The following is a 14,404-nucleotide window of genomic DNA, read 5'->3' on the forward strand; positions in this document are numbered from 1 at the left end:
CCGCGTCTCCGGTTATGCCGTGAACTTCGTCAAGCTGACACGAGAACAGCAACTCGACGTCGTAAACCGTACGTTCCACGCGTCCATGTAGACTGGCATCAGGGCAGCCGACCGGCTGCCCTGACCACCAACAGGAAAATACGCAAAGGCTGATCCTGGACGGACATAGAAGGCCCAGCCGGAGAGAACACCGGACGGGCCTTTTTTTGTCGTCCTTCCGTTGACGCAAGAGGGATAGACTTGACGACGAGCATTCACACGCCGCATCCCGTTGCCGGCGTCCATCGCGCCGCCGACCATGGATTCCTGCATTCGGTGGAGACCGGCGGCGCGGTCGACGGCCCAGGCATGCGCTTCGTCTTCTTCATGGCGGGCTGCCTGTTCCGCTGTCTGTATTGCCACAATCCGGATACCTGGAAACTGCACAACGGCCGCCGCGTCGATGTCGATGCCATGCTGAGCGAGTTGAAACCATATGTCGGTTTCTTGAAATTCGCCGGCGGCGTCACCTTTTCAGGCGGCGAACCGCTGATGCAGGCCACGTTCGTCGGCCGCGTGATGGAACGCATCAAGGCAGATCTCGATCTCCACATCGCGCTCGACACACAAGGTTTTCTGCATGCGAGCCTTGATGATGCCTGGTTCGACCCGGTCGATCTCGTGTTGCTCGACATCAAGCATATCGATCCGGTGCGTTACGAGCGGCTGACCGCGCAACCACTGCAACCGACCCTCGATTTCGCTGAACGCCTCGTCCAGTTGGGAAAACCGACCTGGATCCGTTACGTGCTCGTCCCCGGCCTTACCGACGATGCCGATGACGTTGCGAAAATGGCGGATTTTGTCTCCGGCCTTGGCAAGATCGTCGAGCGCGTGGAGGTGCTGCCCTTCCATCAGATGGGCGCTTCCAAGTGGAGTGAGCTGAACATGTCCTATGAACTGACCGACACGCCGACACCGACAAATGAAGATACGGAAGCCGCCCGCGACATCTTCCGTTCCCGTGGCCTCTTCACGGCCTGAGGTGAAAGATCGACGTTCTGGTGTGCCGGGTCCGGAAGACACATCACTCCCGGCGGTTTCCGGCCCCGGAACGCCGATGTCCAGTCGATCGAAATCAGTCCGACCTCGGAAACGACACCCGAACTTCAATCCCGTCGGTACGTCCCGGTGCCGGCGTATTGAACTCGAGCCGCGCGCCTGTGCGATCCGCAATGGTCTTCACGATGGCAAGGCCAAGTCCGCTGCCATCCGTCTTGTCGTTCGAGCGCGCGAAACGCGCTGTCAGCCGGTCGAGATCCTCGGGCAGGACCACGCACCCGGCATTCGCGACACTGAGCACGGCCGGTGCGCTTAGCTCCACTTTTACCGGTGTCTGCGCAGCACCGTGCTTGAGCGCGTTTTCGATAAGGTTCCGGCTGAGAATGCCAAAGGCATCAGGATCCAGATCGGAGAGGATCGGAGTTTCCGGCAAGCTCAGCTCGAGACGGCCGGCGCCACTGTAGCGCTCGAAATCTTCCACAACGATCCGCAAGATCGGGCGCAGGTCGGCGGAGGTTCCCGTACGCAGACGAGCGCCTTCGGCGCGCGCCAGTTGCATCAACTTCTCGCTCAGACGATTCAACCGCTTGAGCGTGTTTTCAATGTCGCGCGCACGGGCAATGACCCCGGCATCGTCCGTTTCCGCCTGAAGGCGTTGCGCCTGGGCGATGGCACCTGCCACAGGCGTACGCAGCTCATGTGCGGCATTCGCCGCAAAACTGCGTTCCGCCTCGAACGCTGCCCCAAGTCTCGCGAGCAACGCGTTGATGCTGCCAACGATCGGGGTCAATTCGCTGGGAAGGCCGTTATCGGCAAGCGGGGCAAGCTTGTGCGCGCCACGCTGACCAAGGTCGTCACGCAACTGTCTCATCGGCGCGAGACTGAAGCGCACGATAAGGAAGATCGCCGCGAACATCAGCGGGATCATCAGTAAAAGCGGCCGGCTCAGGCTCACAACAATCTCGCCAACCACCATGGCACGGCGTGAGCGCGGTTCGGCCACCACAATGGTCAGGACGCCATCATCGTTCTTCACCCGATCATAGAACAGAGTTCGGGTGTCGGTGCGCACGAAACCGGTGCTTTCAAAGGGCGGGAAATTACTGGCAACGGCATCCTCGGAAGCCAGAACCACATGCCCCTTATCATCGACGATCCTGTAGCTGTAGAAATCACCCAGAGCGTCCCGACGGCCCTCCTTCTTGCGACCTGAGCCGTGACCTTTGCGGCCGTGCCCGCGCAGCCGACCGGGGCGATCGGGGCGCTCCCCGCTATCGGCCAGATGCAGCAGCCTGTGAGCGGTATCGCGCAGCGCTCCATCAAATTCGATATCCAGCTCGTGGCGCAGCCGATACCCCGTCACTGACGCGGCAACCAGCCACAGCACGGTGACGGCGAGGCCGACCATCAACGCGATACGCAGCTGGAGCGAGCGCGGCCCCGTCATGGGTGCCCGAGGCGATAACCAAGCCCGCGCTCCGTCTCGATCGCCGAATGTCCGAGTTTCTTGCGCAGGCGGCTTACGTGCACTTCGATAGTGTTGCTCTCGATACTGTCGTCGAAGTTGTAGAGATGCTCCTCAAGCTGTCCCTTTGACAGGACCTGCCCGGGGGCCTGAACGAACGCTTCGAACAGGGCCCATTCGCGGGCGGTCAACGCAATGGATCGTCCGTCGCGCATGATCGTGCGGGCGGCAATGTCGATTTCAAGCGGGCCGATTTGAATTCGCGGGTTCGGATTGCCGGCATAGCGGCGAGCCACCGAGCCGATGCGCGCGGATAGTTCCGACAGATCGAACGGCTTGACCATGTAATCGTCGGCACCGGCGTTCAGCCCCTCGATCCTGTCGGAAACCTGATCAAGAGCTGTGAGAATGATCACCGGCGTCGCGTCGCCACGCGCGCGCATCGCCTTCAGGAAGGGAATGCCGCGCCCGTCCGGCAGCATAAGGTCGAGCAGAACGAGTTCGAAGGGACTTGTGGCGAGCGCTTCCTCAGCCATGTCCAGCCGCTTCACCCAGTCGGCGGAATGCCCGTCGCCCTTGAGCTGGTCATGCACCGCAATGCCCAGAACCGTGTCGTCCTCGATCAGCAGGATGCGCATCAGTTGCTCCGTCAATTGCCGACACCCTACTGCACCCCTTTCCTTACAGAAAGCTGAAGCGATTTCGTCATGTCCGTCAGGAAGCGATCAGGAGCAGGAGCGATGTCTTGGGTGTCGAATGCAAAAGGAGACACACATGCACATCCTCCCGAAACTGGTTCTGGCTGCGATTGTCGCGGCCGCTCTGATTGCGGCCGCCAAGGCGCAGTCTCCGATGACGGAGCCGGCGAAGGCCCCCGCGCAGAGCACGACCGGCAGTTCGGCCACGGATCTTCCTGCAAGACCGGACGCAGAGACCGTTCCCGTACGCCCCTGCCAGGCGACAGGCCAGAACAGACCTCAGAACTCTCGTGCACGACACGGACGATACGGTGAACAAGCGCGCGACATGCGGCGCGCTCACCATCGCCGAGACGGACATGACGGTCACGGCTGGTTTCATCGCTTCTGGGACAAGGATTCCGGCCGCGAGCGTGAACGGGGCGAAAGGCGCATGCGTCGCGGCCCCAGTGATCAGGGCCAGGGATGTGATCAGGGCCAGGGACCAGCTCCCGCCGGCATGGCACCCCCGCCCGCGAATGGCCTCTTCAAGGGCGGCTCCGCACCCAAGGTTCAGCAGAACTGACGGCTGCGCTGAGAATTTTCCAATCACAGGAGATATCGAAAGATGAAGAAATTTCTGACCGTCCTTGCCCTGACCACAGCGTTGACCGCCCCCGGCTTCGCACAGGCAAAGGACGTGACCTTTACCACCACACTGACCAACTACGGCGGCGACGGGGCCTATCTCGCCTACTATGTCACCGATGCCACAGGCGCCTATGTCGGCTCGCTCTGGATGGCCGGTCCGAAATCCAAATGGTACGACAACCTCACCGACTGGTATCGCGCGACCGGCGGCAACACGGCGGAGGTGAACGGCATCACCGGAGCCAGCGTCGGCGCAGGCAAGACCCTCAAGATCAGCTTCGATCTCGCTGATGCGCTGTTCGACGCAGGCTACGAACTCCATATCGACGCCTCCGCCGAAGACATGCGCAACAGCCCTTCCGAGATCGTGGTGCCGCTGACGAGCGAGGCCGCCGGCAAGCCGGTTCAGGGGCGGACCTATATCGCCAATTTCCAGTACGACATGTGAGGCCTGTCAGATGATCCGTCCACTGCATCGCTGGGTGGGATTGGCCGCCGCCCTGTTCGTCTGCGTAACGGCGTTGAGCGGGGGAGTCCTTGCGCTCTATCCCGCGGCCGAAGCAATCGGAACGATGGCGGCACCGCCCACCGATGTGGGAAGTTTCGCCGCGCTGGTCCAAGATACCGTACCGGGCCTGGAACAGATCAGGCGCGCACCGTCAGGCCAGATCACCGCCTTCGCCTATGACGGTGGCGTTGCGTCCAAATGGATCGTCGATCCGGAAACCGGCGTACCGACGTCCCCGGTCACCCAGTCACCGACGAAGATCTGGATCACCGACCTGCATCGCGCGTTTCTCGCCGGCGACGCAGGCCGTATCGCCACGGCCGTTGTCAGCCTCGCAATGCTGGTCCTGTCCGTGTCCGGGTTCATGCTCGCGGCCCGGCGGATCGGCGGTTGGCGTCGCCTGTTCGCTCCGCTCAAGGGCTCATTGCCACAACGCCTGCATCTGGAAGTGGCCCGTTTTGCCGGGATCGGACTTCTGTTGTCCTCTCTCACCGGCCTCTGGCTCTTCGCCGCCACTTTCGGGCTGTTGCCGGGTGGCGCGGCACTCCCAGCCTTGCCGCCTGTGAGCGGCAGCGGCAGCGCCTCGCCCGCAGCGCTCAGCGCACTGAAGGACATTCCGCTTTCGCACCTACGCGAGCTCAGCTTCCCGCGTATCGACAACCTGCGTGACGTCTACACGATCAAGACCGTTGACGGCATGGGCTATGTCGACCAGGGAACGGGGGCAATGCTTTCCTGGAGCGCACGCACACCTCTCCAACAACTGTCCGATTTCATCAAGATGCTGCACACTGGCAAGGGGGCGGCGGTATTGGGACTTATTCTCGGCTTGTGCGCGGCGTGCGTCCCCATCCTCGCGATGACGGGACTGCTGCAGCAATCCGGCCGCTTCTCTCCTTCCAGTTTCAACAAGCGCCGGACATCCCCCAAAGACGCCGATACGGTCATTCTGGTGGGATCGGAAGGCGGCACGACCTGGACGTTTGCCCAAACCCTCTCGAAGGCCCTGGCTCAAGCGGGCGGCAAGCCGGTTGTCGCTGCGATGTCGGACTTCACCCCCGAACGCTACGATCATGTCGCACGCTACCTGATCCTCGCCGCTACATCAGGCGACGGCGACGCTCCAAGCTCGGCGGACGGTTTCCTCGACCGGCTTGCAAGCATGCAGCACCCACCCACCGCTCCCTTTGCCGTCCTCGGCTTCGGCGACAGCACTTTCCCGCGCTATTGCGCCTATGCGGACAGCGTCGCGGCCGAAGCACGGAAGGCCGGCTGGCGGGAACTGATGCCGGCAGCCCACGTCGATCGCCAGTCGAGGCAGGATTTCACGAGCTGGGGGGAGGCTCTCGCGGAAAAGCTTGGTGTCGCGCTTTCGCTCGATAGCAAAAACACCGAGGCGCGCGCGGTCACATTGCCTCTCCTGTCCCGCCGGGACTACGGCGAGGAGGTGCAGGCACCGACCGCGATCCTGAGGTTCGCGCTTCCGCGCATTCCGCTGTGCTCGCGCCTCATGGGCCATGGCTTTGCGCGGTTCCAGGCCGGAGACCTGATTGGCATCATCCCCGAAGGCGACACGGTGCCGCGCTATTATTCGCTCGCTTCGGGCCGCCGCGACGGTTTCATCGAGATCTGTGTGCGCAAGCAGGCCGGCGGGCTCTGCTCCGGCCAATTGATGGAGCTCAGGCCGGGCGGGACCGTCAAGGCCTTCCTGCGCCGCAACCCGGGCTTTTACCCCGTCGACGATCGATCGCCGCTGATCCTGATCGGTGCAGGCACCGGGATCGGACCTCTGGCAGGCTTTGTCCGCGCCAACACCGCCCGCCGCCCGATGCACCTCTATTTCGGCGCGCGGTCGCAGACCAGTGATCTGCTCTATGGCGAGGATTTCGGACGCTGGCAGGCAGAGGGACGGCTGTCATCCCTTGTCACCGCCTTCTCCCGCAGCGCCGAGCATGCCTATGTGCAGGATCTCCTGCGCCGGGATGCCGACGTCATTCGCCAGCTGATCGGCACGGGCGCGCGCATCATGATCTGCGGCGGTCGGGGCATGGCGGCAGGCGTCGCCGCTGCCATGGAGGACATTCTCTCGCCCCTGTCGCTCAGCCCCATCACCCTGAAAGCAGAAGGCCGCTATGTCGAAGATGTCTACTGACCTTGTCCGCCATGCGCTGAACGGCCCGACGATGGGCACGCGTTGGTCGGCTATTGTCCATTGCGCTCCCGGCATCGATCCGCCCCCGATCCGAGCAGCGCTCGCCGCCGCGGTCGATGAGATCGACCGTCAGATGTCGCCCCGCAAGCCGGAAAGCGACCTGATGCGGGTGAACCGAGCCACGCCCGGCACCTGGGTCGATGTGCCTGCCCATATTCTGAATGTGCTGGAGGCGGGTCTGGAGATCGGGCGCGCATCGGATTGCGCATTCGACATCGGCATGGGCGACGCTGTCGCCGCGTGGGGCTTTTCGGCCGCAGACCCCGATCCGGATCAAATCCGCGCAGCCATTCGCGTCATACGGCACCCCGCGCACGAAGTGCTGGAGATCGACAGGGAGAGCGCCCGCGTGAGGAAGCACGCGCCCATCGCACTGGATCTTTGCGGCATTGCGAAGGGCTACGGTGTGGACCGCCTGGCCGAAACCGTACGTGACTTCGGGATCCGGCACGCCCTGCTTTCCATCGACGGCGAGGTCAGGGCTCTTGGCAGCCTTCCCGACGACAATCCTTGGGTCATCGGGGTGGAACGCCCCGATCCGGATTGCCGCGCAGCACATTCCATTCTCACCCTCACAGAGACGTCCGTGGCCACCTCGGGAGACTACAGGCACAGGGTGGAACTGGCGGGCAACCACTTCGCGCACATAATGGACCCGAACCGGGGCGCTCCGCTGGTGGCCTGCTCGGTATCCGCCACTGTCGTTGCCCCCAGTTGCATGCAGGCCGACGCCTGGGCCACGGCGATGATGGTGCTGGGACCAGACCGTGGCATGAGACTGGCGCGTGATCTCGGTCTGTCGGTCCTGTTCCTCGATCGCCGCGGAGGCACACTCGTCCCGTTAAAGACCGGCCCGGTCTTCGGGTGCGGGATGCGTCTGGATATGCAGGCGAAAGCACTCGGATCATCCATGCCGGAGGCAAAAGCGCAGAAATGACGACAAAAAGCCAGTTCCCGTACCCAAATGAGGCGATGTCTCCTAAGTGCCCTGCAAGACGGCGCGCGTCGCCCAGCAGCCGATCGCTGCCGATACGCCGGTAAGGCAGGCTCCCCAAGCAACGTCCACGATCACAACGGAGAAAGGCCAGCCCTTCAGCGTGGCATAGTTGGTCATGTCGTAGGTCGCGTAGGTGAACAAGCCGAACAGCGAGCCGTATAGCAATGCGGTGCCGACAGAGTCCGAGCGGAGTGCCGGAACGACCGCAAAGATAAGGATGCCGACGACATAGACCGCATAGAACGCGGCGGCCGCACCAAGACGCGGCGTATCAAGCAACATGTCTCCAAGGCGCGAGAAATAGAAGCTCTTGGCCACGCGCGTCAGCCACAGGAAGTCGATCGCCAGGAAAACAAACGCCGTCAGGACGTAAGCAGTGAAATATTGAAGCATGGTGATCCTGCCGTGATGAGACGGTCTGGATACGCGGCAACGAACGCTTCGGATCACTTGGCGGGCATAGCGCCACCGAGAGCGGCCCGTATTCGTCAGCGAAAATGATCGCGAAGTGATCCGTTTTCATCACGACTGCGTACCCCGTAAACATGCGAAGCGGGAAACGCCATGAGCACTCAGAAGATAGCCGTCATCGGATCGGGAATATCGGGGCTGTCCGCCGCCTGGCTCTTGTCCAAGCGCCATCAGGTGACGCTTTACGAGGCCGGGAGCCATCTTGGCGGCCACGCCAACACCGTCGATGTGGACACCCTTGACGGCAGGATCGCGGTCGATACGGGTTTCATCGTCTACAACGAACGCAACTATCCCAATCTTGTGGCGCTCTTCCGCCATCTCGGCGTCGCTTCCTGCGAGACGCAAATGAGCTTCGCCCTTTCATTGCAAGACGGGGCTTACGAATATGCCGGCGCCGGACTTGGCGGGTTTTTCGGTCAGCGCCGCAATCTAGCGCGCGCGTCGCACTGGCGCCTTTTGCGCGACATCTCCCGCTTTTTCGAAACCGCGCAGAAAAAAGTAGCCGCTTGCCCGCCCGACATGACGCTCGGCGCGTTCCTGACGCGCGAGGACTATTCGCAAACCTTTGTCGATGACCACATCGTGCCGATGGGCGCGGCCATATGGTCGACTTCGATGACAGAAATGCTCGATTTTCCGGCGCGCAGCTTTGTCGATTTCTACGCCAACCACGGAATGCTGCAGTTCAAGGACCGGCCCAACTGGCGAACGGTTACGGGGGGCAGCAGGAATTATGTCCATCGGCTGGTCCAGGACGGTGATTTCGAGATCTGTCACGACAATGCGATCAAACGGGTCGTGCGGCATCCAGGTTATGTGCATATCGTTGATGCGCAGGGGGCGATCCGGCCCTTCGATCATGTGGTGATGGCAACGCACGCTGATCAGGCACTGGCGATGATCGAGGCTCCGACACCTCGGGAGGAAAGGCTACTCGGCTCATTCTCCTATCAGGCCAATCGCGCCGTCCTGCACCGCGATCCCCGCTGGATGCCGCGCCGCAAGCGCCTGTGGTCGAGCTGGAACTACCTCAAACGCGACGAAGGCGCGGAAAGCGAGCTCTGCGTCACCTACTGGATGAACCGCTTGCAGGGGCTGCCGTCGCACACAAATCTGTTCGTGACGCTCAATCCCTATGATGAAATCCATCCCAAGGCGACGGAGCGCGAATTCCTCTACGAGCATCCGGTGTTCGACAGGTCCGCGATGGCAGCTCAAAAGGACCTGTGGGCCTTGCAGGGCGAGCGGCGAACGTGGTTTTGCGGCAGCTATTTCGGCTATGGTTTCCATGAAGACGGGATCCAGAGCGGACTGGCCGTGGCCGAGGAACTGGGCGGCGTGCGACGGCCCTGGCAGGTGGCTGACGCCTCCGCTCGCATCGCGGCGCTGCGCCCGGTCGCCATCGAAGCGGCGGAATGAGCATGATCACAGAAGCCCTCTACAGCGGAACGGTGGTCCACACCAGGCTGCGCCCGTGTTCGCACACGTTGCGATACAAGGTGTTCGCCCTGTTGTTCGATTGCGACGAGCTTGCGGGCCTCACCCGGCGACTCCGCCTGTTTTCTCACAACAGGTTCAACCTGTTCAGTTTTTACGATCGAGATCATGGCGACGGAACCCCGATCCGTTCCTACCTGCAGGGCCTCGCCGCGCAATCGGGGCATGGGCAGAACATCCGCCGCTTCGTGATGCTCTGCTACCCGCGCATTCTCGGGTACGCCTTCAATCCGCTGACGGTCTATTTCGGCCTCGATACCGAGGAACGCGCGCGCCTTGTCGTCTATGAGGTCAACAACACCTTCGGGCAACGAAAGACCTATGTGATCCCGGTCGCCGATGATGAGCGGGGCCTGATTTTCCAAAGCTGCCGGAAGGAATTCTATGTCTCTCCCTTCAACCCGGTCGAGGGCACCTACAGCTTCCGTGTCACGCCCCCCGGTGAGGCTCTGACCGTCGGCGTTGCGCTGAAGAACACATCGGGGCCGGTTCTCAAGACCCATTTCCGGGCCAAGCGGAACGCCTTGAGTGATCGCAATCTGCTGCGCGCCCTGGGGCGTACAGGCTGGATGACCGCAAAAGTGATGATCGCAATCCACTACGAAGCGGCCCGGCTCTGGCTCAAGGGTCTTCGCCTCGCTCCGCGCCCCCCGGCTCCCGACACTCCCGTGACCTTCGCCAAATCTCCAAGGGAAAGTTCCTGAGAAATGCTCGAAGACCTGACTGTCGACGCGGCGGTGCGCGCACGCGTACTGCGCAATCCGATCGAAAGCACCATCAAATGGGGAATCCGCAGGGTTCTGCGCTGGGTTCCAACCGGATCGATCGTTCTCGCATTTCCCTCGGGCGACACGATGAGGTTTGGCCGGCCGGGCAACGAGAGCGAGCCTTTCCTGAGGTTCCGCAATTATCGTTCGTTTGCGAAGATCATCCGTGGCGGCGCGATCGGCTTCGCCGAAGCCTACATGGATGGCGATATCGATTGCTCGGACCTCACCGGCCTGTTCCGGTTCTTTCTGCGCAACCGAGCCGATTTCGAACACAACATGCGCATGCTTTCCAGAGCGAGACGCATTGACCGTCTCGCGCATCAGATGCGGCGCAATTCGCGCCGCGGCAGCCGCCGCAACATTGCCGAGCACTACGACCTGGGCAATGCCTTCTATCGCTTGTGGCTTGATCCGACGATGCTCTATTCGAGCGGATTGTATGCCGATGGCATCGACACGCTGGAAGAAGCCCAAACCGCCAAGCTGCAACGTATTCTCGACCTGCTCGACCTCGCCGGCGGCGAGAAGATCCTGGAAGTGGGAAGCGGCTGGGGCGCATTTGCCATCGAGGCCGCCGCGACCCGCGCAGCGAGCGTGACGGGCCTTACCCTGTCGCACGAGCAACTCGCCCATGCGCGAGAGCGAACGCGCGACGCTGGTCTCGATGCGGCCTGCGACTTCCGGCTTCAGGATTATCGCGACGTCACCGGCACCTTCGACCGGATCGTCTCGATCGAGATGATCGAAGCCGTAGGCGAGGCCTACTGGCCACAATATTTCACCGTTCTGAGAGACCGTTTGAAGCCCGGCGGCACCGCCGTTATCCAGGCCATCACCATCAAGGAAGAGCGGTTCGGGCACTACCGCAATTCAACCGATTTCATTCAGCGCCACGTTTTCCCCGGCGGCATGTTGCCGACGCCCGGCATCATGGAAACACAGGCCAAAGCGGCCGGGCTGACACTCGATCTGAGCGAGCGGTTCGGGCTGTCCTATGCCAGGACGCTGCACGAATGGGCCCGACGTTTCGAAGCCGCATGGCCGGAAATTACGAAGCTCGGATTCGACGGCCATTTCCGCCGGCGCTGGCGCTACTATCTCGCCTATTGCGAGGCCGGCTTCCTGGAAGGCGCTGTCGACGTCGGCTTCTATCGATTGAGAAAGCCCTCGTGAACGCGACCGGACCTTTCAGCCTTTCAGGATGAAAGCCCCGATCGCCCGAAAATAGAGCCAGTTGGGCAGCAGGCGCAGCAGCTTCATCTGAGCGGCGAAGAAGCGCGGAAAGGCGATCTCGAACTTTCCGCGCTCAAGCCCCGACACAATGTATTCGGCGGCTTGCCTGGCTCCAATGAGACCCGGCATTGGAAACGGATTGTCACGCGTCATCGGCGTGTCGACAAAACCGGGATTGACCACCGAAACCATGATGCCGCGCGGGGCCAGTTCGGTATTCAACGTTTCCGCCAGATTGATCAACGCCGCCTTGGTCGGGCCATAGGCGAGCGAGCGCGGCAATCCGCGATACCCGGCGACGGACGCGACGATGGCGATATGGCCACGTCCACGCGCCAGCATGCGCGGCAGCAGTGCGTTCAAGGCGTTCATGACGCCCATGAAATTGACCTCCACGCCGGTGCGCACAGCCGCAAGATCGAATTCGTCGACACTCATCAGCGCCCAGGCGCCGGCATTCAGGACCGCCAGATCGATATTGCCGCCCCGGTCCTCGACCTCCGAAACGCAGGCGGAAACCGCCTCGGCGTCCGTCACATCCACCGCATAGCCATGGATGTTCGTCGCATTGGCCGCGAGATCAACCAGCTTGTCGCTCGAGCGGGCCGAGACCGCCACGTGATCCGCTCGGTCGTCGAACAGGCGCGCCAGCTCAAGGCCGATGCCGGAGCTCGCACCGGTGATCCACACGGTCTTCCACTGCGCTTGCGTCTGTTTCATCGCCCTCAGATCCCGACCAGCGGCTGCAACAACCGGCTGAAGATACCCTTGAACCGCGTCGGAGCTTCTGTCGCGACAAGACAGACACATGGCTCACCTGGCTCCACCCGCGGCTGGTGCTCGACATGTTCATCGAGGTCCGCAAGGTCGCCCGGTCCGAAGCGGCCCAAAGCATCGCGATAGGCGCCGGAGAGGATCAACGTCATTTCGGTGCCGCCGTGACCATGCTCCGGCACCGCTTTGCCTGGCTCGATCTTGAGCATGTAGAGCGCGGAGCGCGTCGGTGTGGAAAGCGCTATCTTGTGCCGGCGAACACCGGGCGCTACTGTTTTCCAGGAAATATCGGCAAGCCGCGTTCCGATGTAGCGCTGCAGCGTCGAGGGAACATCCTGTTTCCCGCCGCGGAGTGCAATGGGAGGCGCGGCAAGGATTGTCTCGCCCGATGCTTCCGCTTCATCGATGCGGCACATGATCCGGGAAAACGCGCCATCGGAAACGGTCGCCATCTCGCTTTCTTCCAGCAGCCGCCCGCCAATGTCCTCGGCAATGCGCAACTCGCGACGGCATTCATCGCACATGGCAAGATGCGCGGCGACGACAACCGAGAATGCCTCGTCAAGGTCGCCACTCGCGTAGCGAAGCAACGTCGTTTGATCAAGATGATGCAGGATGGTCATTTGAGGACCTCCAGCTTTCCCTTCAGCTTCGTGTAGGCAAGGCGCATGCGGGATTTCACCGTCCCAAGCGGCAGCTCGAGTTTCGCGGCGATCTCGCTTTGAGCCATGTCGTGGACATAGGCATATTCGATGATACGGCGTTGTTCGTCCGGTAGCTCATCAAGGGCCCTCGCGACGTGTTCGGCACGTTGACTGGCAAAGGCCCTATCCTCGCCATCAGCCATCCCGGAAGCCAGTTCGATCTCGTCCAGATCCAGATAAGGCTGGGACGAAGCACGGCGTAGACGGTCGATGCGGGCATTCCGCGCAATCGTGTAGATCCATGTGCTGACCGGCCCGCGCTCCGGCGCATAAAGCCGCGCCTTGCGCCACACCGTCATCATGACCTCCTGAACGAGGTCTTCCGCAAACTCATGGTCCGCACCGGCTCTCAACATGACGGACTTCACGCGCGGTCCGAAGTACTGAAACAGCGACTTGAACGCATCGCGGTCCTGCCGTAACGCGACCTGTGCGATGAGCATTTGGTGATCTTCCATCGTCAAGTCTGGCACCGCGCAGTCCGGATCATGAATTGCTCTTGAAGCCGCCTGCATGTCTGCACCTTTGTCTATTCGGCGCAAGTACGCAGTCGGTGGGGAATCGGATCACAAAAAACGAAGTTTTGTCATATCCAGGCAGCCGCGCCACCCGCCTGGAAGGACGTCAAGAACAAGCGGCTCTGGCTGACGCGTCGCCGCTCGAGCGGACCCCACACTGCAGATCGGAACCGGCAATATCGAAGACTTTGGGAGTTTCGTCTCGAAAATGAAGAGCCTCACCACCCAGTCGCCTTTTCACCAATCCACAACGGCACTTGAACATAACAAACGGCTATTCGCGACTCCGCGACCACGCGCCCCAGGTAATCTCCAGCTGGTTCGGAAAGTAATAAAGGCATTCTTGATCGCATCTTATTGCCTTCTCCCGACAACTTAATAGAAACACCCACTGCAAAGTTACGCATTATTTTCATTTAAAATTTCGAGTTTCACAAAATTTACATTCAATTCAACGAAGTATATACTTACGTAGCTTTCATTCTAATTTCATAGCCAAGAATAGAAAAACTATCCGCGGCTTGATTGGCGCCTTGAGATCGCTTATTCAACGACGTCAGAGCTTTTGAGAGCGGTTTCCGTTTCCTCCCACCTGCGGAACGGTTCTCAGGGCTGTCCGGGTCTGGAGCACGAAGCCGCGAGCCTCCTCTTGCAGCGCTTTTCCGTTCTGATCCGGAGCCAATTCCATATCGGGGCCGGGCTGATCCGTCCGGCACCATCACGACAGTCCGTTGTGCAGGACCGATTGCTGCAATGGGGGCAAAAGAGGACCGTCGTTCTCTTGCAGTCCCATCACCGCGCAGCGTCCGCGCTCAGGGGACGTGTGAGCGGAGTTGGCCATCGCCACCCATTCAAGTTCGGCGGGCCTCCACCGAACGTCACT

At 61.5% G+C, this 14,404-nt stretch carries 13 protein-coding genes; 7 read left to right on the forward strand and 6 right to left on the reverse strand.

Annotated features, from left to right (window positions below):
* Positions 1-240: 240 nt before the first annotated feature.
* Positions 241-1,023: a pyruvate formate-lyase-activating protein gene (gene pflA, locus C8N35_RS22230; RefSeq protein ID WP_210203650.1), complete on the forward strand. Its 783-nt coding sequence runs from the start codon at positions 241-243 to the stop codon at positions 1,021-1,023.
* A gap of 94 nt (positions 1,024-1,117) precedes the next feature.
* On the opposite strand, the gene C8N35_RS22235 is transcribed toward pflA, so the two are convergent.
* Together C8N35_RS22235 and C8N35_RS22240 are read right to left on the reverse strand one after the other, a co-directional pair.
* Entirely contained in the window at positions 1,118-2,488 is a 1,371-nt protein-coding gene (locus C8N35_RS22235) for an ATP-binding protein (protein ID WP_107991947.1), read from the reverse strand.
* Complete coding sequence (locus tag C8N35_RS22240) at positions 2,485-3,144, reverse strand: response regulator transcription factor (protein WP_107992010.1); 660 nt, start codon at positions 3,142-3,144, stop codon at positions 2,485-2,487. Before C8N35_RS22240 ends, C8N35_RS22235 begins: the two co-directional genes overlap by 4 nt.
* Before the next feature lie 667 nt (positions 3,145-3,811).
* On the opposite strand from C8N35_RS22240, the gene C8N35_RS22250 reads away from it, so the two are divergent.
* From C8N35_RS22250 to C8N35_RS22260, 3 genes are read left to right on the forward strand one after another with little or no spacing between them, the layout of a single operon-like run.
* A complete protein-coding gene (locus C8N35_RS22250) occupies positions 3,812-4,282 on the forward strand; it encodes a DUF2271 domain-containing protein (protein ID WP_107991949.1) in 471 nt (156 codons plus the stop codon).
* Positions 4,283-4,292: 10 nt separating this feature from the next.
* Positions 4,293-6,494, forward strand: a complete 2,202-nt coding sequence (locus C8N35_RS22255) for a PepSY domain-containing protein (protein ID WP_107991950.1) — start codon at positions 4,293-4,295, stop codon at positions 6,492-6,494.
* Positions 6,475-7,491 carry an FAD:protein FMN transferase gene (locus tag C8N35_RS22260; RefSeq protein ID WP_107991951.1) on the forward strand — a complete coding sequence of 339 codons (1,017 nt, stop codon included), beginning with the start codon at positions 6,475-6,477 and terminating at the stop codon, positions 7,489-7,491. Before C8N35_RS22255 ends, C8N35_RS22260 begins: the two co-directional genes overlap by 20 nt.
* Positions 7,492-7,533: 42 nt before the next feature.
* Here the strand turns inward: C8N35_RS22260 and C8N35_RS22265 are convergent, their stop codons facing one another.
* Entirely contained in the window at positions 7,534-7,944 is a 411-nt protein-coding gene (locus C8N35_RS22265; RefSeq protein WP_107991952.1) for a DUF2177 family protein, read from the reverse strand.
* Between the two features lie 171 nt (positions 7,945-8,115).
* On the opposite strand from C8N35_RS22265, the gene C8N35_RS22270 reads away from it, so the two are divergent.
* Genes C8N35_RS22270 through C8N35_RS22280 form a run of 3 tightly spaced genes read left to right on the forward strand, consistent with a single transcriptional unit; the run spans position 8,116 to position 11,465 of the window.
* Positions 8,116-9,444, forward strand: coding sequence for an NAD(P)/FAD-dependent oxidoreductase (locus C8N35_RS22270; protein ID WP_107991953.1), 1,329 nt, complete (start codon positions 8,116-8,118; stop codon positions 9,442-9,444).
* Positions 9,441-10,226 (forward strand): DUF1365 domain-containing protein, encoded by a 786-nt coding sequence (locus C8N35_RS22275; RefSeq protein ID WP_210203651.1) that lies wholly within the window; start codon positions 9,441-9,443, stop codon positions 10,224-10,226. The genes C8N35_RS22270 and C8N35_RS22275 overlap by 4 nt, the downstream gene beginning before the upstream one ends.
* Before the next feature lie 3 nt (positions 10,227-10,229).
* Positions 10,230-11,465, forward strand: coding sequence for an SAM-dependent methyltransferase (locus C8N35_RS22280; RefSeq protein WP_107991955.1), 1,236 nt, complete (start codon positions 10,230-10,232; stop codon positions 11,463-11,465).
* 15 nt (positions 11,466-11,480) lie between these two features.
* On the opposite strand, the gene C8N35_RS22285 is transcribed toward C8N35_RS22280, so the two are convergent.
* Genes C8N35_RS22285 through C8N35_RS22295 form a run of 3 tightly spaced genes read right to left on the reverse strand, consistent with a single transcriptional unit; the run spans position 11,481 to position 13,518 of the window.
* Complete coding sequence (locus C8N35_RS22285) at positions 11,481-12,245, reverse strand: SDR family NAD(P)-dependent oxidoreductase (protein ID WP_107991956.1); 765 nt, start codon at positions 12,243-12,245, stop codon at positions 11,481-11,483.
* Positions 12,246-12,250: 5 nt separating this feature from the next.
* Entirely contained in the window at positions 12,251-12,922 is a 672-nt protein-coding gene (locus C8N35_RS22290) for a ChrR family anti-sigma-E factor (protein WP_107991957.1), read from the reverse strand.
* Complete coding sequence (locus C8N35_RS22295; RefSeq protein ID WP_210203652.1) at positions 12,919-13,518, reverse strand: sigma-70 family RNA polymerase sigma factor; 600 nt, start codon at positions 13,516-13,518, stop codon at positions 12,919-12,921. Before C8N35_RS22295 ends, C8N35_RS22290 begins: the two co-directional genes overlap by 4 nt.
* Positions 13,519-14,404: the final 886 nt, after the last annotated feature.

Source organism: Breoghania corrubedonensis (assembly GCF_003053845.1).
GTDB classification, from domain to species: Bacteria; Pseudomonadota; Alphaproteobacteria; order Rhizobiales; family Stappiaceae; genus Breoghania; species Breoghania corrubedonensis.

Excerpts from the sequence above, each read along its gene's own strand:
- C8N35_RS22270 (WP_107991953.1), top strand. The coding sequence starts at position 8,116 with ATGAGCACTCAGAAGATAGCCGTCATCGGATCGGGAATATCGGGGCTG.
- C8N35_RS22240 (WP_107992010.1), bottom strand. The coding sequence starts at position 3,144 with ATGCGCATCCTGCTGATCGAGGACGACACGGTTCTGGGCATTGCGGTG.
- C8N35_RS22295 (WP_210203652.1), bottom strand. The coding sequence starts at position 13,518 with ATGCAGGCGGCTTCAAGAGCAATTCATGATCCGGACTGCGCGGTGCCA.
- C8N35_RS22250 (WP_107991949.1), top strand. The coding sequence starts at position 3,812 with ATGAAGAAATTTCTGACCGTCCTTGCCCTGACCACAGCGTTGACCGCC.
- C8N35_RS22275 (WP_210203651.1), top strand. The coding sequence starts at position 9,441 with ATGAGCATGATCACAGAAGCCCTCTACAGCGGAACGGTGGTCCACACC.
- C8N35_RS22280 (WP_107991955.1), top strand. The coding sequence starts at position 10,230 with ATGCTCGAAGACCTGACTGTCGACGCGGCGGTGCGCGCACGCGTACTG.
- C8N35_RS22260 (WP_107991951.1), top strand. The coding sequence starts at position 6,475 with ATGTCGAAGATGTCTACTGACCTTGTCCGCCATGCGCTGAACGGCCCG.
- C8N35_RS22265 (WP_107991952.1), bottom strand. The coding sequence starts at position 7,944 with ATGCTTCAATATTTCACTGCTTACGTCCTGACGGCGTTTGTTTTCCTG.
- C8N35_RS22290 (WP_107991957.1), bottom strand. The coding sequence starts at position 12,922 with ATGACCATCCTGCATCATCTTGATCAAACGACGTTGCTTCGCTACGCG.
- C8N35_RS22235 (WP_107991947.1), bottom strand. The coding sequence starts at position 2,488 with ATGACGGGGCCGCGCTCGCTCCAGCTGCGTATCGCGTTGATGGTCGGC.
- C8N35_RS22285 (WP_107991956.1), bottom strand. The coding sequence starts at position 12,245 with ATGAAACAGACGCAAGCGCAGTGGAAGACCGTGTGGATCACCGGTGCG.
- C8N35_RS22255 (WP_107991950.1), top strand. The coding sequence starts at position 4,293 with ATGATCCGTCCACTGCATCGCTGGGTGGGATTGGCCGCCGCCCTGTTC.